Origin of the sequence: Duganella sp. Leaf61 (assembly GCF_001421905.1) — a bacterium.
GTDB classification, from domain to species: Bacteria; Pseudomonadota; Gammaproteobacteria; order Burkholderiales; family Burkholderiaceae_D; genus Rugamonas; species Rugamonas zoogloeoides.
Map to the genome: position 1 here is coordinate 236,730 of NZ_LMLM01000001.1, position 26,136 is coordinate 262,865.

Annotated in this window: 24 protein-coding genes, 1 tRNA gene and 1 pseudogene; 15 read left to right on the plus strand and 11 right to left on the minus strand. The window is 64.2% G+C overall.

Going from position 1 to position 26,136, the window contains the following annotated elements; all coding sequences use genetic code 11:
- Positions 1 to 3: 3 nt before the first annotated feature.
- From ASF04_RS00985 to ASF04_RS27255, 5 genes are read left to right on the plus strand one after another with little or no spacing between them, the layout of a single operon-like run.
- Positions 4 to 2,874 carry a class I adenylate-forming enzyme family protein gene (locus ASF04_RS00985; protein ID WP_156368499.1) on the plus strand — a complete coding sequence of 957 codons (2,871 nt, stop codon included), beginning with the start codon at positions 4 to 6 and terminating at the stop codon, positions 2,872 to 2,874.
- A gap of 10 nt (positions 2,875 to 2,884) precedes the next feature.
- Positions 2,885 to 4,678 carry an AMP-binding protein gene (locus ASF04_RS27250; RefSeq protein ID WP_056137517.1) on the plus strand — a complete coding sequence of 598 codons (1,794 nt, stop codon included), beginning with the start codon at positions 2,885 to 2,887 and terminating at the stop codon, positions 4,676 to 4,678.
- A gap of 13 nt (positions 4,679 to 4,691) precedes the next feature.
- Positions 4,692 to 5,573 carry a hypothetical protein gene (locus ASF04_RS00995; RefSeq protein ID WP_156368501.1) on the plus strand — a complete coding sequence of 294 codons (882 nt, stop codon included), beginning with the start codon at positions 4,692 to 4,694 and terminating at the stop codon, positions 5,571 to 5,573.
- A gap of 25 nt (positions 5,574 to 5,598) precedes the next feature.
- Positions 5,599 to 6,702: an MBOAT family O-acyltransferase gene (locus ASF04_RS01000; RefSeq protein ID WP_162241416.1), complete on the plus strand. Its 1,104-nt coding sequence runs from the start codon at positions 5,599 to 5,601 to the stop codon at positions 6,700 to 6,702.
- Between the two features lie 3 nt (positions 6,703 to 6,705).
- Entirely contained in the window at positions 6,706 to 6,846 is a 141-nt protein-coding gene (locus ASF04_RS27255) for a hypothetical protein (RefSeq protein ID WP_156368502.1), read from the plus strand.
- Here ASF04_RS27255 and proB read toward each other — a convergent pair whose 3' ends face one another.
- From proB to rplU, 4 genes are all read right to left on the minus strand, one after another.
- The gene (proB, locus tag ASF04_RS01005) at positions 6,847 to 7,965 is read right to left on the minus strand and encodes a glutamate 5-kinase (protein WP_056137520.1); all 1,119 of its coding nucleotides are present in this window, start codon (positions 7,963 to 7,965) and stop codon (positions 6,847 to 6,849) included.
- 235 nt (positions 7,966 to 8,200) lie between these two features.
- Positions 8,201 to 9,310: a GTPase ObgE gene (gene obgE, locus ASF04_RS01010; RefSeq protein WP_019921558.1), complete on the minus strand. Its 1,110-nt coding sequence runs from the start codon at positions 9,308 to 9,310 to the stop codon at positions 8,201 to 8,203.
- A gap of 112 nt (positions 9,311 to 9,422) precedes the next feature.
- Positions 9,423 to 9,683, minus strand: coding sequence for a 50S ribosomal protein L27 (rpmA, locus tag ASF04_RS01015; RefSeq protein ID WP_019921557.1), 261 nt, complete (start codon positions 9,681 to 9,683; stop codon positions 9,423 to 9,425).
- A gap of 39 nt (positions 9,684 to 9,722) precedes the next feature.
- Positions 9,723 to 10,034 (minus strand): 50S ribosomal protein L21, encoded by a 312-nt coding sequence (gene rplU, locus ASF04_RS01020; RefSeq protein ID WP_026637237.1) that lies wholly within the window; start codon positions 10,032 to 10,034, stop codon positions 9,723 to 9,725.
- 240 nt (positions 10,035 to 10,274) lie between these two features.
- Between rplU and ispB the strand changes: the two genes are divergently transcribed.
- Entirely contained in the window at positions 10,275 to 11,285 is a 1,011-nt protein-coding gene (gene ispB / locus ASF04_RS01025) for an octaprenyl diphosphate synthase (RefSeq protein WP_193333548.1), read from the plus strand.
- Positions 11,286 to 11,314: 29 nt separating this feature from the next.
- Here ispB and arsC read toward each other — a convergent pair whose 3' ends face one another.
- Positions 11,315 to 11,662, minus strand: a complete 348-nt coding sequence (gene arsC / locus ASF04_RS01030) for an arsenate reductase (glutaredoxin) (protein ID WP_056137522.1) — start codon at positions 11,660 to 11,662, stop codon at positions 11,315 to 11,317.
- Positions 11,663 to 11,699: 37 nt separating this feature from the next.
- Complete coding sequence (locus tag ASF04_RS01035) at positions 11,700 to 14,018, minus strand: TonB-dependent receptor (protein WP_056137523.1); 2,319 nt, start codon at positions 14,016 to 14,018, stop codon at positions 11,700 to 11,702.
- 340 nt (positions 14,019 to 14,358) lie between these two features.
- On the opposite strand from ASF04_RS01035, the gene ASF04_RS01040 reads away from it, so the two are divergent.
- The 3 genes and pseudogenes from ASF04_RS01040 to ASF04_RS01050 all read left to right on the plus strand — a co-directional run bounded on the left by ASF04_RS01040 (position 14,359) and on the right by ASF04_RS01050 (position 15,790).
- Positions 14,359 to 15,243 carry a Fic family protein gene (locus ASF04_RS01040; RefSeq protein WP_255360900.1) on the plus strand — a complete coding sequence of 295 codons (885 nt, stop codon included), beginning with the start codon at positions 14,359 to 14,361 and terminating at the stop codon, positions 15,241 to 15,243.
- 80 nt (positions 15,244 to 15,323) lie between these two features.
- Positions 15,324 to 15,400, plus strand: a tRNA-Pro gene (locus tag ASF04_RS01045).
- A 107-nt stretch (positions 15,401 to 15,507) separates the two neighbouring features.
- A pseudogene (locus ASF04_RS01050) lies at positions 15,508 to 15,790 on the plus strand (helix-turn-helix domain-containing protein).
- A gap of 151 nt (positions 15,791 to 15,941) precedes the next feature.
- On the opposite strand, the gene ASF04_RS01055 reads toward ASF04_RS01050, so the two are convergent.
- Positions 15,942 to 16,724 carry an IclR family transcriptional regulator C-terminal domain-containing protein gene (locus ASF04_RS01055; protein WP_056137525.1) on the minus strand — a complete coding sequence of 261 codons (783 nt, stop codon included), beginning with the start codon at positions 16,722 to 16,724 and terminating at the stop codon, positions 15,942 to 15,944.
- Positions 16,725 to 16,882: 158 nt separating this feature from the next.
- On the opposite strand from ASF04_RS01055, the gene ASF04_RS01060 reads away from it, so the two are divergent.
- The 6 genes from ASF04_RS01060 to ASF04_RS01085 are packed head-to-tail and all read left to right on the plus strand — an operon-like array spanning position 16,883 to position 22,529.
- Positions 16,883 to 17,776 carry a 4-hydroxyphenylpyruvate dioxygenase gene (locus ASF04_RS01060; protein ID WP_082488443.1) on the plus strand — a complete coding sequence of 298 codons (894 nt, stop codon included), beginning with the start codon at positions 16,883 to 16,885 and terminating at the stop codon, positions 17,774 to 17,776.
- A complete protein-coding gene (locus ASF04_RS01065; protein ID WP_056137527.1) occupies positions 17,773 to 18,618 on the plus strand; it encodes a shikimate dehydrogenase in 846 nt (281 codons plus the stop codon). Before ASF04_RS01060 ends, ASF04_RS01065 begins: the two co-directional genes overlap by 4 nt.
- Positions 18,615 to 19,502 (plus strand): sugar phosphate isomerase/epimerase, encoded by an 888-nt coding sequence (locus ASF04_RS01070; protein ID WP_056137528.1) that lies wholly within the window; start codon positions 18,615 to 18,617, stop codon positions 19,500 to 19,502. Before ASF04_RS01065 ends, ASF04_RS01070 begins: the two co-directional genes overlap by 4 nt.
- A complete protein-coding gene (gene aroQ / locus ASF04_RS01075) occupies positions 19,499 to 19,975 on the plus strand; it encodes a type II 3-dehydroquinate dehydratase (protein WP_056137529.1) in 477 nt (158 codons plus the stop codon). Before ASF04_RS01070 ends, aroQ begins: the two co-directional genes overlap by 4 nt.
- Positions 19,976 to 20,015: 40 nt before the next feature.
- The gene (locus tag ASF04_RS01080; protein ID WP_056137530.1) at positions 20,016 to 21,149 is read left to right on the plus strand and encodes a porin; all 1,134 of its coding nucleotides are present in this window, start codon (positions 20,016 to 20,018) and stop codon (positions 21,147 to 21,149) included.
- A 42-nt stretch (positions 21,150 to 21,191) separates the two neighbouring features.
- The gene (locus ASF04_RS01085) at positions 21,192 to 22,529 is read left to right on the plus strand and encodes an MFS transporter (protein WP_056137531.1); all 1,338 of its coding nucleotides are present in this window, start codon (positions 21,192 to 21,194) and stop codon (positions 22,527 to 22,529) included.
- A 2-nt stretch (positions 22,530 to 22,531) separates the two neighbouring features.
- Here ASF04_RS01085 and ASF04_RS01090 read toward each other — a convergent pair whose 3' ends face one another.
- From ASF04_RS01090 to ASF04_RS01105, 4 genes are all read right to left on the minus strand, one after another.
- The gene (locus ASF04_RS01090) at positions 22,532 to 23,542 is read right to left on the minus strand and encodes an NADP-dependent oxidoreductase (protein WP_056137532.1); all 1,011 of its coding nucleotides are present in this window, start codon (positions 23,540 to 23,542) and stop codon (positions 22,532 to 22,534) included.
- 4 nt (positions 23,543 to 23,546) lie between these two features.
- Positions 23,547 to 24,623 carry an alkene reductase gene (locus ASF04_RS01095; RefSeq protein ID WP_056138357.1) on the minus strand — a complete coding sequence of 359 codons (1,077 nt, stop codon included), beginning with the start codon at positions 24,621 to 24,623 and terminating at the stop codon, positions 23,547 to 23,549.
- A 22-nt stretch (positions 24,624 to 24,645) separates the two neighbouring features.
- A complete protein-coding gene (locus ASF04_RS01100; RefSeq protein WP_056138359.1) occupies positions 24,646 to 25,452 on the minus strand; it encodes an SDR family oxidoreductase in 807 nt (268 codons plus the stop codon).
- A 71-nt stretch (positions 25,453 to 25,523) separates the two neighbouring features.
- A complete protein-coding gene (locus tag ASF04_RS01105) occupies positions 25,524 to 26,132 on the minus strand; it encodes a TetR/AcrR family transcriptional regulator (protein ID WP_056137533.1) in 609 nt (202 codons plus the stop codon).
- Positions 26,133 to 26,136: the final 4 nt, after the last annotated feature.

Consider the following 26,136-nt stretch of genomic DNA (forward strand, 5'->3'; position numbering starts at 1 on the left):
TGGATGCAAAAAACTACATTCGGCGCCCTGGCGTGCCCCGCATGCCGCACGTCATTGAACAGCGATACACCATTGGCCACCAGTTTGCCGCTATCGAGCGGTGTGCTGAGCTGCCCTGACTGCGCGCTCCATGTCCCCGTGGTGCGGGGGTTCCCGCTGTTTACAGAAGCGCACCTGGGTAGCGTGGCCGACGCGCGCGCCACGCTGCCGGCGCTCGATGCCAAGCTGGCGCCCAGCCCCGACTACCTGTCATTCATGCACCGCCGCCATGTGCGCCGCATTCCCGACCGCTACGCCGCCTTCCAGCCGTTCAACGAATCGACACGCGCGTTCTACGCCCTGCTCGACCTGGCGCGCGCGCACCTGCGGCCCGGCGACCTGATACTCGACACCTGGGGCCGTACCGGCTGGAGCGGCGAGATGCTGGCAGCGGTCTTTCCCGAGCAACACGTGGTGTCGATCTGGGAAGGCAACTTCGACGTACTCGGCTACATGGGCTACGCGCATTGGCTTGCCGCCGGCCGACGCGCGCCCAACCACGATATCGTGTTTGTGCCGCCCGGCGGTCCGCTGCCGTTCGGGGACAGCCGGTTTGCGCTGGTCCACGGCCTCGACTCGCTGCACCGCTACGCGCCCGCGACTTTCCTCGGCGACCTGCTGCGCATCGCCCGCGACGACGCGCCGATCATCTTCCCGCACGTGCACATGGCCAACAGCGAACCGTCGCCATATTTTGATCGTGGCGGCCTGATCCTGCACGGCCGGCGCCACCTGGAGCGGCTGCAAGCGGCGCGCAAGCGCCAGGCACGCAGCGCCATCGTCATGGCCGAGGTAACCTTGTTCGATGCCCGTGCGCACGGCGCCACGACCTTGCTGAGCGAGCCGGACACGCCGCATTACAACGGCCTGGTGGCGTTGACGCCGCCATCGTGGGAAGGCGCACCGCTGCGGCGGGCCGATCTCGATCTCGCCGTGCCCGGCGCACGCGGCATCGTCAACGCCCTGCTCGAGCTGGACAGCCTGAACGGCCGTGCCGTGGCCGATCCGCAGGCATTGGGCGGCCTGATGGCAGATCTGCTGCTGCGCCACCCCTGCTATGCGGACCGGCTCGACCGGCTCGGCCTGCAAGCGCTGGAGCCGGAGCAGTTGCAGATCCTGTTCCAGCTTGGGCAAATGCGTACTCTAGAAGAAACGGCGCAACGATTGCAGTTGCCGGTCCGTCACGTGTGCGACCAGGCCCGCGCCATGGTCGATGCCGAGCTGGTGCAACTGGCGCCGGTGAGCGGCGCCATGGCGCGCCTGCAGTCGTATTACGCCAGCCAGGTGGTGCGGCCGCTACCACAAGAAGAGACTTTCGAATACCTGTGGCAATTGCTGCCCACGCTGTACCGCGACCGGCCGTTGCTGCTGTGTGGCATCGACGACAGCGCCTTCGGCGTGGACGAGGTGACACTGCTGGTGCCGGCCCTGCAACAGGGCTTGCGCGCCCTGGGCGTTGGGCCCGGCGACCGCGTGGTGATGCTGTGCGCGCCACACCCGGAAGCGGTGCTGCTGACCTGGGCCATCTGGCGACTGGGTGCGGTGGTGGTGCCATTGCGCAAGGAGCTGGCCGAAACACCTGCGCAGCTGGCGCCGCTGCTCGACCGTATCGAACCGGCCTTGCTGGTGCTGGACCGCCCGCGCCTCGGCGCTGCCGCCCTCGCCACCTGTCCGGCCGTGCTGCTCGATGCCTTGCACGATGACGACAACGACGCAGCGGTGCCCGCCGGGAACACCGTGCCGGAATTGTCGGCTCTGCTCGAAGACTGGCTGGAACTGCCGCCAGCATCAACCACACACGTGGTGCAGCCAGATGATGTCGCCATGATCCTGTTTACGTCCGGCAGCACCGGCATGCCCAAGGGCGTGGTCCATAGCCAGCGCGCACTGCTGCACAGCGGCCAACTGGCAGCCACCGAGTTCGGCTGGCACGACCAGGACCTGCTGCTGTCGCTGGGCGACTTCCACACCATGAGCGGCTTGCGCAATCCACTGGTGGCGGCGCTGTTCGCGGGCGCAGGCGTGTACCTGGCCGACGAGGCCGAGCGCCACAGCGTGGGCAAGACCCTGCAGGCGGCGCAGCGCCACGGCGTGACAGTGTTGTCCACCGGACCAGCCTGGCTGTCCATGCTCGACCTGCTGCCGGCCCACCTGACCCTGCACCCGGCCAGCCTGCGCCAGATCCTGTCCACCGGCGCGCCGCTACAGCCGGCGCTGCATGCAACGCTGGTGCAACGCATGAACCTGGCCATTGTCGACTACTACGGTCTGACCGAAACGGGCGGCCTGTGCATGGTGTTCGACCACCTGCAAGGCGCCACCGGCAAACCGGTAGGCGCCGTGGTGCAAATCTGCGATGCCGACGGCGCGCCATTGGCAGCCGGCCAGGCCGGCGAACTGCGCGTGCACAGCAATCAGCTGATGCTCGGCTACTGGCGCGATGCCGCGCAAACGGCCCGCGTCGCACGCGGCAACTGGCTCTATACCGGCGACATCGCCAGCCACGACGGCCACGGCCGTATCACCCTGCTGGGCCGGCACGACGACCAGCTCAAGAACGAGTTTGGCGATATCGTCCACCCGGCGCCGCTCGAGCGCGCCGTCTGCCACCTGCCCCACGTGCGCGAGGCAGCCATCACCGCGGGACCGCAAGGCCTGGTCGGACTGCTGGTGGTCGATGCCGGTTTCGACATGGCAGCGTTTGTCGACGCCTGCCGCCGCCAGGCCACCGCCGACGTCATGCCGCGCCTGTGGCGCGTGCGCGACGCGCTCTCCTATACCGCAGCTGGTAAGCTCGACCGCAAACTGCTGGCGCATTCCCTCTCACAAGTTTAGAAAGCAGCACATGTTCGACTCCCGTTCCGGCCATGCCGCGTCGCCTTTTTTGATCGGCGCGAAAACCCTGTCTCACGGTGAACTGGACACCCAGATCGCCCTGGTCGCAGCACGCCTGCTGGCCGGCAAGCTCGACCAGCAACGCGTGCTGTTCATGGTGCGCGACGACCTGGCCGCGATGCCGCTGCTGCTCGGTTGCCTGCGCGCTGGCGCGATCCCGCTGCTGCTTGATCCCGGCACCGCCGCCAGCCAGGTGCAATACCTGCTCGAACATGCACAAGTGGCCGGCGTCATCGCCGACGCCGACCGCATTGCACAATGGCAGGAAGCCGGCATGGCCCTGCCGGCGCAGCGGATCGGCGTGGCTGGCGCCCAGGCCAAGGGCAAGCTGCTCGGCAAATTGCTGGGCCGCCGCGCCCCGGCCGATCTCGACAACTGGCCCGGCCTGCTGTCGGCGCCGACGCCGGCAGCGCTGCCGCCAGCGCGCCAGGAAGGTCCCGCCTACGTGGTCTTCACCTCGGGTAGCACGGCGCGCCCGAAGGGCGTGGAAATGCACTGGCCGGCGCTGCTGGCGCATTCGCGCACGATAGGCGACCACTACGGGCTCGACCAGAACTCGCGCCTGATGAACTTGATGCCACTGACGCATGCCGACGGCCTGGTGCAAGGCGTGCTGCTCGCTTACCGGGTGGGCTGCGCGCTGGTGCGGCCGGCGCCGTTTTCCATCGTCGGCATCGAGGCGCTGTTGATTGCCGTGTACCGCGAACAGGTCACCCACCTGGTGGCGGCGCCCACCGCGCTGGCGCTGATGCAGCAATACGGCAGCCACCTGGCAGAAAATTTCAGCAACGGCCATTTCCAGTTTGCCGTCTCGTGCAGCGCGCCGCTGAGCGCCGCCATCTGGACCGGCTTTAGCGACACCTTCAAAATCAAGCTGATCAACACCTATGGCCTGAGCGAAACCGGCGCCTGCGGCCTGTATGCCGGACCGGACGCTGCCAGCCACAAGGTAGGCAGCGTGGGCATCCCGCGCGACATGCTGGCCAGGATCCTGCGTGAAGACGGCAGCGCAGCGGCGGACGACGAGCCGGGCGAACTGTGCCTGCAAGGCGCCAACCTGATGCACGGCTACCTCGACAATCCCGCAGCCACCGCCGCCGTGCTGCGCGACGGCTGGCTGCACACGGGCGACCAGGCGCGGCGCGACAGCGACGGTGTCTACTGGATCACCGGCCGCCTCAAGGACCTGATCATCTGTGGCGGCTACAATCTGTCGCCGGAAGCCATCAACGGCGTGCTGCTGCAACACCCGGCCGTCCTGGAAGCGGCCACCGTGGCCCTGCCCGATGCAACCTGGGGCGAAATCCCGGTGGCCTGCGTGGTGCTGCGCCCCGCCATGGAGGCCGACAGCGCGCAATTGCTGGCGCACTGCGGCAGCCACCTGGGCGCGCACGAACTGCCCAAGCGCATCGTCTTCAGTTCGCAATTGCCGCGTACGCCGTCGGGCAAGGTGATCACCGCTCAACTGCAAAAATCGCTGGCGGTAACGCCGGTGAGCGCGGGCAGCACGCACGACCCGCGCGCACAAGTTTTCGCGCTTGCTGCCGAACTGTTCCAGGTGGCCCCGCACACCTTGCAGGACAGCTCCGGTCCGGCCAACACCCCGGGCTGGGACTCGCTGGCCCACATCAATTTCGTGATCGGCCTGGAAACCCTGTTCAACATCCGCCTGAGTCCGACGGACGTGGTGCACATGGAATCGCTGGGCGCGACCGTGCACATGATCAACAGGCTGGCGCGCTGAGATGGGCGTGGCGATGGCCAAGGTCTTGCCGCTGCGCATCTGGCTGTACAGCGTGGTGCTGGTAGCCGCCGTGATGGCGGTGGCGGCGCTGTACTACCGGTCGGCCAGACAGGAAGCCGGCGCCGCAGCGGCCGGCCAGGTACAGCACTTTCTTGCAGATCATCCCGACCGGCCTGGTGTGCGCGTAGTGGCACTGGGGTCTTCGCTGCTGTGGGCCGCCACGCCGCCAGGCCAGTATGAGAAGCTGGAAGGCATGGACTGGCTGCGGATCACCAAGAGCGGCAGCAGCATGGGGTATTTGCACGCCGTGCTGGACGTACTCGACCGTCACCCCCCCGGCATACTGGTCATCGACACCAACCTGCTGTTGCCAACCACCCCAGACGTGATCCTGGAAGAGATGCGCTATGCTGTAGCGACCATGCTGAAGGCCCAGGTTGCAAAGCTCGTGGCACGCGGCGGGCCTGGCACTGCAACCGGGATGCGCCTCAACGACCAGGTGACCATGTTTCCGTGCGAAGTCCAGACGCCTGCCGCAATCCGGAAACAGCTGGCAAGCCTGGTTGCCCAGCAAAACTCCGCACAGGGCCGCCCTGACATCGACGCCGCTTTACAAGCCCGACTGCTGCAACTGTCCCGGCGCGGGGTGCACATCGTGGTGCTGGAGATACGCCGCAGCAACCACTTCGAGCAGGCACTCACGCACGAAAGGCAGTCGTGGTTGCAACGCTGGAAAGCCGCCATGCCGCCAGGCCCGCGCGTCAGCTACCTCGCCTCCCCCGATTATCCCGAACCGGACTTGTACTGCGACGGTCGCCACATGAACGCCGCCGGCGCACGCCGCTTCGAGACTTGGTGGTCCGCGCAGCTGCAGTCCATGGCGAAGGGCGGCTGACATGGTATGGCTGTCTGTTTTCGGCATGCTGTTTATATCCGCGCTGGTTGCGCTCTACTGGCGGTTGCCGGGTCAATGGCGGCCATGGTTGCTGGCCGCCGGCGGCACGGTGCTGCTCGCCCATGACAGCTGGATCGGGCTGGGCGCATGGGCGGCCTTGCTGCTCTGGGTGGCGCTGATGTGCGGGCCGCAATGGCAGCGCAAGACCCTGATGCGTGCCGTGGGGCTGGGCGGGGTGCTGCTGATGTTCGGCGCCTACCAGCTCGGCAAGGCCAGCCATGGTTTGATCGCCTGGCTCGGCTATGCGTTCGTTTCGCTCAAGGCGTGGCATCTGATCGCCGAACACGGCAGCGGCCCGCTGCGCGATGGCCGCGCCGCAAGTAGCCTGGCCTACCTGCTGTTCCCGCCGACGCTGGCGGTAGGCCCGGTGCAGCGCTATGAAAGCTTCCGGCTGGAACTGCTGCGCGCGCGCTGGGATGGTGCCATCGCCTCGCAGGCGCTGCAACGCCTGCTGTATGGCTACGTGAAAGTGGTGCTGCTGGCTGGTTACCTGCTGAATCACAAGCTCGATACCCTGGCGCTGGCAACCGGCCATCCCTGGCTCGATACGTACCTGCCGCTGCTCGGATACGGGCTCAACCTGTACTGGCAGTTTTCAGGCTACTGCGATATCGCCATCGGTTTTGCCGCGCTGCTGGGCATGCGGGTGCCGGAGAATTTTAACTTCCCGTTTTCCGCTGGTAATTTGCAGGAATTCTGGCGGCGCTGGCATATCACGGTGTCGGAATGGTGCCGCGACTTCGTGTTCCGTCCCATCCTGTCGCGTACCCGCCAGTACATGCTGGCCAGCCTGGCCAGCATGGTGGTGCTGGGCCTGTGGCACGAGCTCTCGCCGCGCTACCTGGCCTGGGGTCTGTTCCACGGCGCCGGCCTGGTGGTGGTGCATCTATGGGGCAAGCACATGCCGTGGGCGGCCGCGCTGCGCACCAACGCGCTGTGGCGGGGTTTCAGCTGGCTGCTCACGCTGCAATTTGTCATCCTCAGCTTTGCGCTGACCTCGACGCCGAACCTGGCCGCCGCCTGGCGCTGCCTGGCAACGCTGTTCGCACCACTGATACCGGGGAGTTAAACCATGTACGCATTCCTGTTACGCCACCTGCCAGCGCCGCTGGTCCACGCGCTCTACACGCTATGGTACGGCGGCTTGCTGTTGCTGCTGTGGCTCAAGTGGTCGGTCGCGCTGGGCATAGGGTTCCGCTACGGCCAGCTGTGATTACACCAGCACCAGGTTATCGCGGTGCACCAGCTCCTTGCCCTCGAGGTAGCCGAGGATCGCTTCGATCTCGCTCGAAGGTTTACGCATGATGCGCCGGGTTTCGGCGCTGGTGTAGTTCGACAGCCCGCGCGCCACCGGCAAGCCAGCCTGGTCCACGCACGTGATCACGGCACCGCGCCCGAACTCCCCTTTGACTTCGATCACGCCGATCGGCAACAGCGACTTGCCCTCGGCCGTCAGTTTTTGTACCGCGCCGGCGTCGAGCACGACCTGGCCCGCCGTGTGCAGGTGGTCGGCCATCCACTGCTTGCGCGCGGTCAGGTGGCCGGTCTGCGCGGCCAGTTCGGTGCCGATCGCTTCGCCGCCGGCCAGCCGCTCGAGCACCCGGTCCTCGCGCCCGTAGGCGATCACCGTGTGCGCGCCCGACTTGGCGGCGCGCTTGGCGGCCAGGATCTTGGTCAGCATGCCGCCGCGCCCCAGGCTGCTGCCGGCGCCGCCGGCCATCGCTTCAAGCGTCAGGTCGCCGGCGCGGCCATGCGCGATCAATACGGCGGCCGGGTCCTTGCGCGGATCGGCGCTGTACAGGCCTTTCTGGTCGGTGAGGATGATCAGCGCGTCGGCTTCGATCAGGTTGGCCACCAGCGCACCGAGGGTGTCGTTGTCGCCGAACTTGATTTCGTCGGTAACCACCGTGTCGTTCTCGTTGATGATCGGCACGATCCCCAAGCGCAGCAAGGTAGTGAGCGTGGAGCGGGCATTCAGGTAGCGTTCGCGGTCGGCCAGGTCGGCGTGGGTAAGCAGCACCTGCGCCGTGCCCAGCGCGTGGGCGCGGAAGCTGGTTTCGTAGATTTGCGCCAGGCCCATCTGGCCGACGGCGGCGCAGGCCTGCAATTCGTGGATGTCGTGCGGACGGCGCTCGAAGCCAAGGCGCAACATGCCCTCTGCGATGGCGCCGGACGAGACCAGCACCACCTGCTTGCCGAGTGCGCGCAAGGCAGCGATCTGCGCGGCCCAGCGGGCAATCGCTGCGTGGTCGAGGCCGCGGCCGTCGTTGGTGACCAGCGACGAGCCGACCTTGATGATGATGCGTTGGGCTTTTTGTATAACGGAATTCATGGGTGCGACACTACTCCAGACAAGCGAAAGAAATGACTGTGCTGTGATTGTGCTTGGCTAGGACGGATGGCCCTGCTTGCCGCAGAGGGTCGCAGGCCTTGTGGTAACAAAGGACGGCGGGCATCATCAGCTGATTACGATTATGACGGTGAAAAACAAAAGGCATAACCAGTTCAACCTGATTATGCCTTTGATACCAAATTCCGTCGAGGACTGGTGCAGTCCCTTTGGGAAATCAGTCGAGAATCTTGAAACGCGGATCGTCCGGATCGATCGACGAAATGCCGCGTGCTTCCTCGGTCATCTGGGTTTCTTCGCTACGCTGCTCGGTGTGACGCACTTGTTCCAGGTGCATCTGGATGGCGTTGACCAGCTCTTGCGTACCGTCGCGGCTCAGCGCCGAGATCTCGAACACCGGACCCTTGAAGCCGAACTTCTTGATGAAGTCCTTCACGCGCTTGACGCGTTCCGCTTCCGGCACCATGTCGAGCTTGTTCAGTACCAGCCAGCGCGGCTTGTCCACCAGCGCTTCGTCGTACTTTTTCAGCTCGTTGACCAGCGCCTTGGCTTCCTTGACCGGATCGACATTGGTCTCGAACGGCGCCAGATCGACGATGTGCAGCAGCAGACCGGTGCGCTGCAAGTGGCGCAGGAACTGGTGGCCGAGGCCCGCGCCTTCGGCGGCGCCTTCGATCAGGCCTGGAATGTCGGCGATCACAAAGCTTTTCTCGTGCGATACGCGGACCACGCCCAGGTTCGGGAACAAGGTGGTGAACGGGTAGTCGGCGATCTTCGGACGGGCGTTCGATACGGCCGAAATGAAGGTCGATTTGCCGGCATTCGGCATGCCCAGCAGGCCGACGTCGGCCAGCACTTTCAGCTCGAGGCGGATTTCGCGGCGTTCGCCTTCTTTACCCTCGGTCTTCTGGCGCGGTGCGCGGTTGGTCGAGGTCTTGAAGTGGATGTTGCCCCAGCCGCCCTCGCCGCCCTTGGCCAGCAATTCCATTTGACCGTGTTCGGTCAGGTCGGCCAGGATCTCGCCCGACACGTCGTCGATGATCAGGGTGCCGACCGGCATGCGCATGTGGATATCGTCAGCGCCCTTGCCGTAGCAATCGGCGCCACGGCCCGATTCGCCGTCTTTCGCGCGGTGCACCTTGGAGAAGCGGAAATCGACCAAGGTATTGATGTTACGGTCCGCTACAGCCCAGATCGAGCCACCCTTGCCGCCGTCGCCGCCGTCAGGGCCGCCAAATGGGCGGAATTTTTCACGGCAAAACGAGGCGCAACCATTGCCGCCGTCACCACCGATTACTTCAATTTTTGCTTCGTCGATAAACTTCATGATGTACCGCCATAAAACTAAAAGGCCCTACCATGGGCAGAGCCTTTTCGATTGAAGGCTTGCGCCTTACAAAATCGGATGGTGCGCCCCGCGCATCATCCGTGCAGCGTCATTAGGCTGCTGCTACTACGGTAACGTACTGCTTCGAGCCTGCGCCCTTGACTACGAACTTGACCACGCCATCCACCAGAGCGAACAAGGTGTGGTCTTTGCCGGTGCCAACACCTTCGCCGGCGCGCACTGGCGTGCCGCGTTGACGAATGATGATGCCGCCTGCATTGATCGTTTGACCGCCGTAAACCTTAACGCCCAGGCGTTTTGATTCTGAGTCACGACCATTTCGCGTTGTGCCGCCGCCTTTTTTGTGTGCCATGCTAAAGCTCCTTGAGTACTAGAGTGTGCCGGAACGGGATTAGCCGTTGATCGAGACGATTTGGATTTCGGTGTAATTCTGACGATGGCCTTGATGCTTCTGGTAGTGCTTACGACGACGCATCTTGAAAATCTTCACCTTATCGTGACGACCTTGAGCCACAACAGTAACCAGTACCGTAGCACCTTCAACCAGGGGAGCACCAAACTTGATGCTGTCGCCCGCGCCAACGGCGAGGACTTGGTCAATGGTGATTTCGGAACCAATGTCTGCAGGTATCTGTTCTACTTTAAGTTTTTCGCCAGCGACAACTTTGTATTGTTTGCCACCGGTTTTTATGACCGCGTACATGATTTGAAACCTCTTCATATGTTGAGAAAAATCCGCCAGCGCCTTGCAGCGACGAGTGCTGCTGTCCTGCATGGAAACCGGGGAACCGCAGATTATACATGGGATGAGTTTTCGCGTCAAAAACTATTCACAAACCGGCGGCGGCGTGGTATGTCAGTCAACTTGGCTCCCTATCAAGATGGACAAACCCACCAGCGCCCCCGGTAGCGGGGGCCATGTCGTATAATCTCGGCACCTATAATGTCAACGCACAGGTTCGTCTTGTCTGCCGCTACCCAAACCGCCCCCCAGAACACCATCGCCCACTCGATCGCCGCCGACATGGACGCGGTCAATGCGGTGATCCGCCGCAAGCTGCATTCCGAGGTCAGCCTCGTCAATCAGATTGCCGAATACATCATCAGCGCTGGCGGCAAACGCCTGCGGCCGGTATTGGTATTGCTGGTAGCTAACGCGTATTCCTATAAAGGCACAGCGCACCACGAGCTGGCCGCCGTGGTCGAATTCATTCACACCGCCACCCTGCTGCACGACGACGTGGTCGATGAATCGTCGCTGCGCCGGGGCCGCGCTACCGCCAATGCGCTGTTCGGCAATGCCGCGTCTGTGCTGGTCGGCGACTTCCTGTACTCGCGCGCGTTCCAGATGATGGCCGACCTGGCCAATATGCGCGTGATGCAAATCCTGTCCGAGGCCACTAACGTGATCGCCGAAGGCGAAGTCCTGCAACTGCTGAACATGCACGACCCGGACGTGAGCCAGGAACGCTACCTGCAAGTGATCCGCTCGAAAACCGCCAAGCTGTTCGAGGCCGCCGCCGAACTGGGTGCCCTGATCGCCGGCGCCACCGAGCCGCAGATCGCCGCCGCCGGCGAATACGGCCGCTCGCTGGGCACCGCGTTCCAGCTCATCGACGACGTGCTCGACTACGCTGGCGACGCTGCCGAAATCGGCAAGAACGTCGGCGACGACCTGCGCGAAGGCAAGCCGACGCTGCCGCTGATCTACCTGATGGAAAACGGCACGCCGGAACAGCGCCAGCTGGTGCGCACCTGCATCGAGCAAGGCGACGAGCAGCACTTCGACGCGGTCCTGGCAGCAGTGACCAGCAGCGGCGCGCTCGACTTCACGCGCCGCCAGGCCGAGATCGCTGCTGAGCGGGCGGCCGAAGCGATTGCCGGGCTGCCGGAAAGCGAGTACAAGGATTCGCTGCTGCAGCTGGCGCATTTCTCCGTCAATCGTACGCACTGATCAAAACGGCGCCGATGGCGCCGTTTTCATTAGAGGATCTCTTGCACCAGCTCCGCCGGCCGGCACAGGCGCACGCCCTTGTCGGTCACCACGAACGGGCGGTTGATGAGAATCGGATGGGCCATCATCGCATCGAGCAACGCCGAATCCGGCAGCGACAAGTCGCCAAGGCCCAGTTCGCCGTACAGGTCGCCCTTGTCGCGCATGCCCTGGCGCACGGTCAGGCCGGACTTGGCAATCAAGCTTTCCAGTTCCGCGCGCGTGGGCGGGTTTTTCACATAATCGATGATCTGCGGTTCGACGCCAATGGCGCGGATCGCTTCGAGGGTCTTGCGCGACGTGCCGCAAGCGGTGTTGTGATAGATCGTGATTGCCATGCTGCCGCCCTTGAGTAGTCAAAGGCGGCATTATCGCCTAGAACTTCGTCGCCAGACTCAGACCGATCGCGCGCGGCATCAGGCGATAGCCCTGCACGATCGACGCCACCTGCGGGTGCTGGATCACGGTATCGTTGTCGAAGGCATTCTTGACGAACACGGTGAACGTGTAATTGTCGAAGCTGGTGCCGGCGCTGAAGTCGGCCGTGTGGTAGCCGGGCCGGTCGTAGTCGGTGGACTCGGGATTGAGCGAACCCTTGCTCGCCCCCACCCACTGCACGCCACCCATCACGAACGCGCTCTGGGCGCCGGCCAGGGCGAAGTTGTAGCGTGCGCTGATGGCCGCGTTGTACTTTGGCACGCCCTGGATGCGCGCGCCAGCCACCGCCCCCACCACGCCGTTCTGGCTGCCCACATCGTTGCTCAGTTCGGCCTTCACGTAACCGCCCGATGCACTCAGGGTCAGGCCCGCCATCGGCTTGGCCTTGATGTCGAATTCAAAGCCTTTGGTGGTGGCGTCGCCGGCATTGGCGTTATACGTGTAGGCGCAGGTGGGCAAGTACACGCCCTGCTGGATATTTTTCCACTTCACGTAAAACACGTCGGCGTTGACCGTCAGCCGGTTGCCCATAAAACGTGATTTGCTGCCCACCTCGTAGCTCCACAGGCTGTCGGCCGCGTAGTTGGGCGGGCCTTCGGTCAAGCCATTGAGTTCCAGGTCGGGGCCGCAGGTGGTCGGCGGCACGAAGATATTCGAGCCGCCGAGCCTAAAACCCTTGGCCACGCTGGCGTACACGGTATTGGACGGATCGACTTCCCACGTCATTGCATACTTGGGCGTAAACGCGTGCGACGACAGGCTGGCGCCGCTATTGTTGCCGGCGCCAGCCAGGTAGTTGCCGTTGCGCTGGGCCAGCGTCGACTTGGCTTTCAGGTAGCGCGCGCCGACGGTCGCGTGCACCGCGGGGGTAAAGTAATAATTGGCTTCGCCGAAGATCGACGCCTGCTTTTCGCGGTAGTGGAACTGGCCGGCAAACGAATCGTCGTTCGGAAACGAACCGGGCTGCACGTCCGGCAGCAATTCGGGGTCGTAGATATCGAAGCCGAACGACTTGAAGGTATCGGTCAGGCCGAAGATGGGATCGTTCTCGGCAATGTCGGTGCGCTGGCGCGAAAAATAAGTGCCGGCCAGCCAGGTCCACGGCGACACACTGGCATCGTAGGGGCGCGATGCCAGACGGAATTCCTGCGACACCTGGCGCACGCGGTTTTGCAGGTACACGGCCGACGGCAAGCCGGCAATCGCCTCGATCAGCGCGGGCGGCGCCTTGCCGCCGTCATCGGTCGAGGTCAGAAAAGTCGAGAGCGAATAGCTGTTGTACGCCGAGCCGTTCTGGGTGCGGTCGAACTTGCGCGAGAAATAGCTGGTGGCCGACGTCAGATCGGCGCCGCCCAGGTCCCAGTTGACGGTGATGCTGGGCGCGAACAGCTTGTCGAGCGACGGCTCGCGCACCTGTTTTTGCGCCTGGTAGTTGGGACGGTCGAGGTTGAAGGCCGAGATATCCTTGGCGTCGAGCCGCTGGTAGTAGAGCGACGGCGTCACGGTCACATTGCGCGTGGCCCGCCACTTGAGCGCCACGCGCAGCTCCTGGTCGCTGATCCGGTTGATGTTGTCGGCCACGGTGGCGCCATTGCCATCGACCTGGTCGATGAAACCGCCCGTGTGCTGGGCCTGCACGCCAATGCGCAGCGCCAGCTCGTCGGGCACCAGCGGGAAGTTGCCGACGATATTGGCCGACCAGCTGGGGCTGCCGCCTTTGGTATTCGACGCCTCGGTATAGGTGGTGACCTCGCCGTCTTTCAGGTCCGGCTCATTGGGCACGAACTTGATGGTGCCGCCCATCGAGCTGGCGCCGTACAAGGTTGCTTGCGGGCCGCGCAGCACTTCCACCCGGTCGATATCGAAAAAGCGCGGCTCGATATTGCCCATGGTGTACACATTGCCCACCGTGACCGGCGTATCGCCAAGGTACACGCCAACGGTGGCAGCGCCGGCCGTGGAGCTGATGCCGCGGATTTCGATATTCGACGTGCCGGGCCCGGCGCCGCCATTGCCGCTGGCAGCGGTAAACGAGATATTGGGCACCACCCGCGTGAGGTCGGTGATATCGCGGATATGCTCTTCCTGCAACTGCTTGCCGGTGACAGCCGAGATGCTCATGGCCACCTTGACCGGATCTTCCTTGCGCTTTTGCGCGGTGACCGTGACTACTTCGATCTGGTCCGGGTTAACTGCCTGCACTTGCGCTTGCGCTGTGCCTGTCAGCGCCAACGCTGCCGAAACCGCACTGAACATGATCGTCCGCCGTGTCTTCATCCGTGTTCCCCAATCGTCAAAGTGAGCCGGTAGGCGGGGCCAGCGCCCCGAAATGATGCATCTTTTGCCAAACAACAAGCTTAACCATCTTAATCTTTTTACAAAGCAAGATCTTTGCCAACGAGGTGGGAAATGTTGTCTATTGACAACGCATGCGCATGGTTATGCGTTGCATCAGCAAAAGCGTGGATCCGTTGCCGAGCCGGTGAAGGGCTACTGATTATCGACGCGAAGTGACCCCGGAATCGAACCGGCAAACAAACCGGCAAAAAAACCGGCTTTAAATGATGGATTCCTCAGAAAAATCACCTACAATCAAATAGTTACGAATCACCAAAACCGGCAAAGAAAGCGGAAAAATGTACCATTCTCCACGGACTTTTTGATTGAAGCGCATCGGGCGCTGTATGAGCGACTGGCCCCCGAGGACCGTATTTCAGACGATGGAGAAGTGATCGTACCCGGTCAAATCAGGACGCGCGACGTGGAGGTGGGACGCCATATACCGCCAAGGGCCGCGTCGCTGCCGGCTTTCCTTGAACGCCTCGACCAGGTGTACGGACCCACACGCAGTTGGGAGCGCACCCTGATTGCAACCGCATGTGCGCATCACCGGGTGGCGTGGGTACATCCTTTCCTCGATGGGAACGGCAGAGCCACCCGGCTGCAAAGTCATTGCGCCCTCTGGAAACTTTCTGAAGGTCTGTGGTCCCCCAATCGCGGCCTTGCGCGATCCACGACCGCTTACTACGCCGCCCTTCAAAACGCCGACTCTGCGCGCCGTGGCGATCTCGATGGCCGTGGCAACCTCAGCGCAGCCGGCTTGTTTGAGTGGGTAAAATATTTTCTTGGCATCTGCCAGGACCAGGTGGCGTATATGTCGTCCATGCTTGCACTGGAGGGTATCAAACAACGCATCGAAGCACTGATCATTTTCCGCTCGACCCAGGACAAGTCCATACGACGCGAAGCGATTCTTCCGCTGGTTCACATCTTTGGGCTGGGCCCCATCACCCGTGGCGAGTTTGCACAAATGACAGGGTTGGGGGAGCGCAGTGCCCGCTCCCTGTTGTCCAAGCTATTGGCAGACCGGCTGCTGGTCAGCGACACGCCTTATGGCCCTGTGCGCTTTGGCATGCCGCTGAACTCGCTGGGCATGATATTCCCGAATCTTTACCCGGAAGTGGACCAGCTACTGGCCTGATTTTTCTCTTGCCCCCCTATTCTGGCATGCACTTCACGCGCTTGAAGGCCACGCCGAAATATGCTGAAATAATGACACGTCGGGGTGTAGCTTAGCCCGGTAGAGCGCTACGTTCGGGACGTAGAGGCCGGAGGTTCGAATCCTCTCACCCCGACCAAGTCCTCCCACTAAACTCCGTTTTCAAAAGAAAACAGCACAGACCAGCAAGCCCGATATCGACCTGGCTGAAAAACGCTACCGTGATTTGAAGAAGGAATTAGGAAAATGAACACTACCCTTTTTGCCAGCGTCTGGGACGCGTATTGAAGACACGCCGGAGGAAGCTGCAAACATGAAGGTTCGTTCGCAATTGATGATGCAGTTGAAAAGCCGCATCACCAAATCCGGGCTGAGCCAGGGAGACGTCGCCAAGCTGCTTGACATCACTCAGCCCCGCGTGTCCGATCTAATGCGCGGCAAGATCAATTTGTTCGGCATCGATGCCTTGGTGAATATGGCGGCCAAGGCAGGCTTGCAAGTCCAACTCCAACTGCTGGATGCAGCGTAAGCCGAAACAGAGCAGCCAATAGCACTGTCCCGGCCAAGTCGAACCAACATCGCATCGAAGGCCAGGGTACCCATCCGCAAGCTCCGCTGACGCAGGACGCGTTCGTGCCCATGACCGGCCTGGCGAACCGGTTGTACCCGCACCACTGCACTCAAATCCACAACATCACCGTATTGGCAGTCGCCTGCAACGCCGGCACGCAGCGCCCGGTAGCTTCCGCGCGCGAGCAACTGCCTATGCTCATCGACACCGACAGCGCGCCCACCAGGTCGCCGCGCCGGCTCTTGATCGGTACTGAAATACCGCGCAAGCCCACCTCGTACTGGTTCTCGGTAACGCCAAAGCCCGCTTCGCGGATCGCCATCAGCTCGTGCAGCAGTACGTCCTTGTCGATGACGGTCATGTGGGTGTAGGCCACCAGTTCCACGCGTTCCAGGTAGGCGTGCAAGGCGTCCTCCGGCAATCCCGAGAGCAGCACGCGGCCGGCGGTGGAAGTGTAGGCCGGCAGCCGCGTGCCCGGATCGAAGCCGGCGGTGAGCACGCGCGGCGCGTTGACACGGCTGACGTACACCACGTCGTCGCCTTCCAGTACCGAGTAGTTGGTGGACTCCTGCAACTGCGTGGTCAGGCGCTGCAGGAACGGCACGATGGCGCGCGGCAGCCGCGCCGAGTCCAGGTAGGAGTGGCCCAGCGACAGCACCTTGGGCGTGAGCCAGAACTGCCGGCCATCGGTTTGCGCCATGCCCACGTGGACCAGCGTGAGCAGGTAGCGGCGCGCCGCGCTGCGCGTGATCTGCACCTTGTCGGCCAGCTCGCTGGCGCTCAGGCGCATCGATTCGTCGCTGAATGCACGAATCACTTCCAGCCCCTTGACCAGTCCCTCGATGACGTCGCGCTTGGCGACCACCACGTCCGGCAATGCCTGTCGTCTCATGAAACCCCGCCTGATTGCTCTAATTGCACGAATTTTACGATGATTGCGCGATAATCGCGCATCACGGGCGATTATTGCACTATTCGCGATTTTAGGGTCTATATTTCATCGCGGTCGTTTTCTACACTCGCTGCATAAGTTCTTACAGCGAGGAGATCATGCACACACCGCAAGCCCATCCCGAGCCGACCAATCCACTCGGCATCGACGGCATCGAATTCATCGAATACGCCAGCGCCGAGCCGCTCGCCTTTGGCGCGCTGCTCGAGCAGCTCGGTTTTATCGCCACCGCCCGCCACCGCTCGCGTGAAGTCACGCTGTACCGCCAGGGCAGCATGAACGTGATCGTCAATGCCGACGCGCGCGCCCTGCAGCAATCGGGCACCGAGCCGCGTTCCACCATCGTCAGCGCCATCGCCCTGCGCGTGCGCGATGCCGATGCCGCCTACCGCCACGCAGTGGACCAGGGCGCCTGGCCGATTCCCACCCGCGCCGGCGTGATGGAGCTAAACATCCCCGGCGTCCATGGCCCGGGCGACTCGATCCTGTATTTCGTGGACCGCTTCCGCGACTTTTCGATTTACGACGTCGACTTCAAGCCGATTGCGCCCACGCCCGCCCCCGCTCCTGCTCCTGCTCCGACATTGGCCGGGCTGCACTTTTTCGGCGTGGTGCAAGCCATCGGCGCCGGCCGTGCGCCCGAATGGATCGCCTTCTACCAGCAACTGATGGACTTTCGTGCGCTGCCGGAGGGCCGCTACTTCGGCGTGGTCCCCAAAGGCACGCTGCTGGAAAGCCCGTGCCACCGCTTCTACCTGCAACTGGTGGAGCCGCCGGAAGGCGCGGCCGGCCTGCAATGGGGCGAGCAGCTGATCCGCGTGGCCTTCGGTGCGCCCGATGTGCCGGCCGCCGTGCGCGCTCTCCAGCAGCGCGGCATCGTGTTTATCGACCGCGAGCCGGTCCAGGCCAGCGAGAAAGGCGCGCTCACCCAGTTGTACAAAGGCGGCGTCAGTTTCGAGCTGGTGCACAGCCATCTCGAGGAGCAGCCATGATCGACATTTCCGGCACCACGCGCATCTTCCCCGTGATCGGCTGGCCGGTCGAACAGGTGAAGGCCCCAGCGCTGTTCAACGCCTACTTCCAGCGCCACGGCCTCGATGCGCGCGTGATTCCGCTCAAGATCGAGCCGGCATCCTATGCGGCGGCAGTGCGCATGCTGATGTCGTTCGAGAACGTCGGCGGCATCTTCGTCTCGATTCCGCACAAGCCGGCCAGCGTGGGCGCAGTGCAAGTGGCAACGCCGCGCGCCGCGCTGGCCGGTTCCTGCAATGCCATCTACCGCGCTGCCGATGGCGTGCTGACCGGCGACCTGATCGACGGTGAAGGTTTCATCCGCGCGTTCGACCGCCTGTGCGCGGGCCAGGCCCCCGCACCAGCCAGTTCGCGCGCGCTGGTGGTGGGCACCGGCGGCGTCGGTTGCGCGATCGCCTACGCGCTGGCCGAACGCGGCTACGCGGAAGTGGCGATTTGCGACACCCGCCCCGAACCGGCAGCCGCATTGCAAGCCCGCCTGCGCCAGGCCTTTCCCGCCGTGCGCATCGTGATCGGCACGCCGCAAGCGGCCGGCTACGACGTGGTGGTCAACGCCACGCCGCTCGGCATGCACGCCGACGACGCCGTGCCGATCGACCTGCAGGGCGTGTCGCCCGACTGCATCGTGGCCGACTGCGGCATGAAGATCGAGATGACCCGGCTGCTGCGCCAGGCGCAGGAACGCGGCTGCCGCATCCAGAAGGGCAAGGAAATGCTGATCGAACAGGCGCCCTTGTACCTCGAGCACTTCGGCTGGCCCGGGGTCTCGTCCGATGCGTTCCGCGCGCTGGAGGCATTATGAATCTCTCCAACTTCGGCATGGACAGCATTACCCTCGCCGGCCCGCTCGAAGCGAAGCTGCGCGCCTCGCAGGCACTGGGTTTTTCGCAAATCATGCTGTGGGCGCGCGACCTGGCGGGCCACCCCGGCGGGCTCGATGAAGCGGTGCGCATCGTGCGCGCCAGCGGCGTGCGGGTGACCGGCATCCAGGTGATGCGCGACTACGAAGGCCTGAGCGGCGCGCTGCACGACTATAAGTTCGACATCGCCCGCGAGCTGCTGCGGGTGTGCCAGGCAGTTGGCGCACCGCTGCTGATGGTGTGCTCCACCACCTCCAGCCACGCCAGCGACGACATCCACCTGGTGGCGCGCCAGCTGGCCAAGCTGGCCACGGCGGCGGTGCCGCTGGGCGTGCGGGTGGGCTTCGAGGCATTGTCCTGGGGCCGTCATATCAACCAGTACGAACAATCGTGGCAGGCCGTGGAACTGGCCGACCATGCCAACCTGGGCGTGGTGATCGACTCGTTCCACATGCTGGCCAATCGCGCCGACCTCGATGGCCTGGCCGATATCCCGTCGCACAAGATCGCCATGGTGCAGCTGTCCGACTTCATGTGGCGCGACATCCGCTCGGCCGAAGAACGCCTGGAGACGGCGCGTCACCTGCGCGTGTTCCCCGGCGAAGGCGCCCACTCGGCGGAACTGGCCGACCTGCTGCGCCGCCTCGATCGCGGCGGCTACAGCGGCGACTACAGTTTTGAAGTCTTCAACGACGACTACCTGCAACTGGCGCCGGAAATCGTTGCCGCGCGCGCGCACCGTTCCGCCAAGTGGGTCACCGACCAGGTGCTGCGCCGCAGCCTGGAGGTGCGCCGCCCGGTCCACGGCCAGCCGGTGATGGCATGAAGCAGGCCATCCTGGTCCTGAACGGACCCAACCTCAATCTGCTGGGCCGGCGCGAGCCCGCCGTGTACGGCGCCCACACGCTGGCCGATGTCGAAGGCTTGTGCCGCGACGCCTGCGCGCACCACGGCTACACGCTCGATTTCCGCCAGTCGAACCACGAAGGGGTGCTGATCGACTGGCTGCACCAGGCCGGCGCCGCGCAGGCCAGTGGCGCACTGGCCGGTGTGGTATTCAACGCCGGCGCGTACACCCACACATCAGTGGCGCTGCACGACGCCATCAAGGGCGCGCAGGTCAGGGTGATCGAGCTGCATATCACCAATGTGCATGCGCGCGAGCCGTTCCGCCATCACTCGTACCTGGCGCCAGCGGTATACGGCGTGATGGCCGGCTTTGGGGTACAGGGCTATGCGCTGGCGATTGCGGCGCTGGCAGCGGGGCCGCCGCCCGCCAACCGCAGCGCCGTGAAATAAAAAAACAAAATTCACACAATAACGACAACGGAGACAAGACATGAAACAGCAGCTATGCCTGGTGGCAGCGCTGGCGGGCGGCGCCATGCCCGCGCCAGCCCTGGCCCAAGGCCAGGGCCAGACCACCCTGTACGGCAATATCGATGAATACGTAGGCTACATCCGCAGCAGCAGCGGCGCCAGCATTATCGGCCTGAACGACGGCGCCATCCTGCGCAGCCGCCTCGGTGTGCGCGGCGGCGAAGACCTCGGCGGCGGCTACCAGTTCAAGTTCACGCTGGAACAGGGCTTTGCCACCGACAGCGGCGTGATGGCCGACAGCAGCCGCCTGTTCGACCGCCAGGCCTGGATCGGCCTGGCCGGCCCATACGGCGAATGGCGCATCGGCCGCCAGAACACGGAAATCTTCATGGCCGGCGGCGCCATCGACTACACCGATCGCACCACGTTCGGCTCGCTGTTCAACAGCTTCGGCATCCCTTCGCGCTATGACAACGACCTGTATTACAAGTCGCCGCGCCTGCAAGGCGCCCAGCTGACGCTGCACTACGCGCTGCCGGAAAACGCGGGCCGCGTCGACAACGGCCCGGTGGTACAAGCCATGCTGGACTGGCAGGAAGCACTGTGGCGGGCCGGCTACGTAGGCCTGGCCGCCCGGCCCGACGGCGCCACCGCCACCGTACGCAACCGCATCGTCTATCACAACGTGTACGTGAACTACCAGTACGGCAAGGGCAAGGTGTACCTGGCGCTGGGCCGCAGCAACAACAATACCGCCAGCGCCAATGGCTTGAACACCGCAGCCATCCTCAGCAATATCAGCAGCCCCAACAATTATTTTGCCGGCACCGACCTCAACGCCGCGCGCTACTACAACCTGGCGCAGGTCTCGGCCGACTACCGCCTCGGCCCGCAACTGCGCGTGGGGGCGCTGTACGGCGTGCTGCACGACACCTCGGGCGGCGGCGCCAGCGCCCGCGGCTTCAACCTGGGTGGTTACTACGACCTGTCCCGGCGCAGCCAGCTCTACGCGTTCGCCAGCCGGCTGACCAACAACCGCAACGCCGGCTTCCGTTTCAGCGGTTCGGCCGGACCATCGGCCAACCTGGCTGGCGCCGACGTCAATGGGCAAAAACTGACCGGTCTGCAGATCGGCATCTTGCACAAGTTCTGATGCGCTTGTTCACCATATAAACTACGATTCTTGGAGAATACAATGTCGACCGCAACCGCACAGGCCAGGCAGCAAGCTGCTGCCGCCACCCCTGCTTCTCAACATTCACCGCGCAAAGCGGCACTGGCCAGCTGGATCGGCAGCGCTGTTGAGTACTACGACTTTTTCATTTACGGCACCGCCGCGGCGCTGGTGTTCGGCAAGATCTTCTTTCCCGCGTTTGATCCGGCCACCGCGGCCATCGCTGCCTTCGCCACGTTTGGCGTGGCCTATATCACCCGCCCGATCGGCGCCGTCATGCTCGGCCACATCGGCGACAAATACGGCCGCAAGAAGGTGCTCACGTTTACGCTGCTGCTGATGGGCGTATCGACCTTCCTGGTGGGCCTGCTGCCCACCTACAACCAGGCCGGCATCCTGTCGCCCATCATGCTGGTGGTGCTGCGCATGTTGCAAGGCATCTCTGCCGCCGGCGAACAGGCCGGCGCCAACTCGATGACGCTCGAACACGCGCCACCGCACCGCAGGGCCTTCTTCACCAGCTTTACGCTCAGCGGCACCCAGGCCGGCCTGATCCTGGCCACGCTGGTCTTCCTGCCGATTTCCGCACTGCCGGAAGAGCAGCTGCTGTCGTGGGGCTGGCGCATTCCGTTCTTCCTCAGTGCCATCGTGGTGGTGGTCGGCTTCTGGGTGCGCCGCACGCTGCCGGAAACCCCGGCCTTCCAGGAAGAATCCAAACAGCATGAAGACGACCGCCTGCCGCTGACCGTGCTCCTGCAACAGCACAAGGCCAACCTGGTGCGGGTGATCTTTGCCGCGCTGGTCTCGGTGATCAGCACCATCTTCAGCGTGTTTACGCTGTCGTATGCAGTCAATACCGTGCACCTGCCGCGTTCGACCATGCTGACGGTGCTGGTGCTGGCCAACCTGGTGGCGCTCGGTGCGATCCCGCTGTTTGCGGCGCTGTCCGACCGCATCGGCCGCCGCCCCGTGTTCATCTTCGGCGCACTCGGTTCGGCAGCGCTGGCGTGGCCGTATATGTGGGCCATCAGCACGTCCAACATCCCGCTGATCTTCGTGTTCGGCCTGCTGCTGTCGGGCGTGGTTTACAGCGCCGCCAACGGCGTGTGGCCGGCGATGTACGGCGAAATGTTCAGCACCCGCGTGCGCCTGTCAGGCATGGCGATCGGCACCCAGATCGGCTTCGCGCTGGGCGGCTTCGCCCCGACCATCAGCGCCGCCATCCTGCGCCCGAACGATCCAATGGGCTGGGTACCGGTGGCGGCGTTCGTCACCTGCACTTCGATCATTTCGGCCTTCGCGGTATTTACCGCGCGCGAGACTTGTCGGGTGCCGATGCAGGACCTCGGAAAAAATTGATATTACGGCGCCGGCGCCATCCGCACCACCACCTTGCCCCTGGCCCGGCCCTGGTCCAGGTAGGCCAGCGCTTCTTTCGCCTGGGCGAACGGATAGACCTGGTCGATCACGGGACGGATGGCGCCCGTTTCCAGCAGCTTGCCGATGGCGGCCAGCTGGGCGCCGTCCGGGCGCACGAACATGAAGGAATAAGCGGCGCCGCGCTGCCTGGCCATGCTGCGGATCTTGCGGCTGAGCAGGCCCATCACGAAGCGGAACACCACGTTCATGCCGCGCTGGCGGGCAAAATCGGCGGTAGGCGGGCCGATCAGCGAAACCACCTTGCTGCCCGGTCGGACGATGCCCAGCGCCTGCGCCAGCCCGTCGCCCTTCACCGTGCCCAGCACCACGTCGTAGTCGCCCAGCACTTGGGTGAAATCCTGCTGCTTGTAGTCGATCACTTCGTCGGCCCCGAGGCTGCGCACCAGCGCCACGTTGCCGGTGCTGGTGGTGGTGGCCACGCGGGCGCCCATCTGTTTGGCCAGCTGGATGGCAAACGAGCCGATGCCGCCCGAGCCGGCCGGGATGAACACTTTCTGCCCCGGCTTGACCGATGCATGCTCGTGGAACGATTGCCACGCGGTGAGCCCCACCATCGGGATCGCTGCTGCCTGCACGAAGTCGAGGTTGGCGGGCTTGTGGGCGGCTGCGTGTTCGGGCACGGCAACGAACTCGGCCAGCGATCCGCGACCGGTGTCGAACACGCTGGCAAACACCGCATCACCCACCTTGAAGCGGGTGACGCCGGCGCCGGTTGCCACCACCACGCCAGCCAGGTCGCTGCCCATCACGGCAGGCAACTCGAACTTGAGCAGCGGCTTGAATTCGCCCCTGACGATCGCGTTATCGACCGGGTTGAGGCCGGCCGCGTGGACTTGCACCAGGATCTCGCCAGGCGCGACCACGGGACGGGCCACCTCGGCCAGCACCAGCGCGCCAGTCTTGCCATAGGCTTTCAGGATGAGTGCTTGCATGGTTTCAGTTCGCCAAGGTGGGGTAATCAGTGTACCCCTTGGCGCCGGGCGTGTAGAAAGTGGCCGGGTCGGGGGCGTTCAACGGGGCGTCGCGGCGCAGGCGCTCGACCAGGTCGGGATTGGCGATGAACGGGCGGCCAAAGGCCACCAGGTCGGCCTGGCCGCCTTTCAACGCCTGCTCGGCGCTGGTTTTGTCGAAGCCGCCGGCAGCGATGAACGGGCCATCGAAGGCGGCGCGCAAGGCAGCCTTGATGCCGACAGGTACGGGCGGCGTGCCCATCGCGGAGTGGTCGAGCACATGCACATACAGCAGGCCCAGCCGCGACAGTTCCGCCACCAGCTCAATGTATTGCTCGTCAACGCCGTCATAGGCGCCAGCGGCATTGACCACGCCGTAAGGCGACAGGCGTATGCCCACGCGGTCGGCACCGATCGCGGCCACTGCCGCGCGCGCCACTTCCAGCACGAAACGGTTGCGTCCTTCGGCGGTCACGCCGTAGCCGTCGGTGCGCAGGTTGATATTGGCGTTGAGGAATTGTTCAAGCTGGTAGCCATTGGCGGCGTGCAGTTCGATGCCGTCGAAGCCGGCCTCAATGGCCAGGCGCGCAGCGTCGGCATACTCCTGCACCGTGGCGGCGATGTCGTCCTCGGTCATGGCGCGCGGCGCCGTGTGCGGCAACGGCCCCTTGCCGTCGACCTGCATTTCGCCGGGGCACACTGCGGACGACGGCCCCATCACCGTGGCGCCTGCGGGCAGGTTGTCGATGTGGCTGACGCGGCCCGTGTGCATCAACTGCACGACGATCTTGCCGCCCTGCGCATGCACGGCGTCGGTCACCAGGCGCCAGCCGGCCACATGTTCGCGATTGAACAGGCCGGGAATCCGCGGGTAGCCCAGGCCGTTGGGCGACGGCGACGTGCCTTCGGTGACGATCAGGCCGGCAGTGGCGCGCTGCGCGTAGTACGTGGCCATCAGCCTGTTGGACGTGTTGTGCTCGACGGCGCGGCTGCGCGTCAGCGGCGACATCACTACACGGTTGGCCAGTTCAAGGCCACGCAGGGAAAAAGGTTCAAAGATCATGGTGGGCATCCGAATGTCAAGGTTAAGCAGGCAGCAGGCGCGGGGCGACGGTGCCGGTCTGGGCGCTGGCGAACAGCGTGACGCGCGCGGTCTCGTATTGTTCGATCAGCGCGGCATCAGCCACCGATGGCAGGGTCAGGGTTTCGCCCTGGTCGAGGCCGAACAGCGCGGCATCGACCATGGCGTCGGCCGCCATCACGGTTTCCGGCGCCAGCGCGGCCAGTGGCACGCCCGACGGGTCCCACAGCTCGGTAGCGGTGGCGGCGGGCAGCACGGCCTGCACCTTGACGCCGGTGTCGGCCAGCTCCTGCTCGATGCCGCGTGTAAAAGCCACCACGAACGACTTGGTGCCGCTGTAGACGGCGGTGATCGGCAGCGAGTGCAGGCCCAGCACCGAGGCGACGTTGATGATCAGGCCGGCATTGCGCTGCTTGAAGGCCGGCAGCGCCGCATAAGTCAGGCGGGTGAGCGCCGTGATATTGAGCGCCAGTTGCGCGGCGACGTCGTCCGCGGTGCTGGCGGCCAGCGGCGCCAGGCGGGCGATGCCGGCGTTGTTGACCAGCACGCTCACGGCAGGATTGGTGGCCAGCACGTCGGCCACGCTGTCCTGCCCGGCCGTGGTGGCCAGGTCGGCAACCAGCGGCGTCACGTGCACGCCGTGTTTTGCGGCCAGGCTGGCAGCCAGGGTTTCCAGGCGGTCGGCGCGGCGCGCGACCAGCACCACGTCGTAGCCACGGGCGGCAAAACGGTCGGCGTAGATGGCGCCGATGCCGGACGAGGCGCCGGTGATGACGGCGATGTTGCGGCTGCTGTGAGCGGTAACTGACATGATTTTTCCCTTTAAAAAATATGAAAATATGACGATCATCATATTCATGATCAAAAAAAACCGCCGAACAACTATTCGGCAGCCGGTAAAAACTGCTTGACGGTGGCCGCGCACAGCGCTGCCGACAACTTGGGATCGTCCACCGCGCGGGCCAGCATGGTGGTGCCGATCAGTGAACACAGCAATGCCATGGCCTGCTCGTGGGCCTGGGGCTGGCCCCAGTCCGGCATCTGGCGCGCCAGCAGATCGACCATCTCCTTGATGTGCACGGTGGCCGCGTGGCGGACTTCGGGCGCCTGCCGCGGCATTTCCGACGCCAGCGCCGAGACCGGGCAACCGTGCTCGATGGATGCAATGTGTTCCGGCGACAGATACGCGTCCATGATCGCCTTGATCGCCTGCCCCGGCGGTGCGGCAGCGGCCAGCCTGGTGGCCAGCGCCACCGCGTCTGCCCCCGCGCGGTCGCCGGCCTCGGCCAGCAGCGCGTCGCGCGAGGCGAAGTGGGCGTAGAAGCCGCCATGGGTGAGGCCGGCCTCCTTCATGATGTCGGCCACGCCCGTGCCATCGTAGCCGCTGCGGCGGATGGCGCGCGAGGCCACCTCGACGATACGTTCGTGGGTCACTTCCTTGCGGCTGGCAGCCGGGCGCCTGGATGATTTTGTTTGCATGACGGTCATCATATAC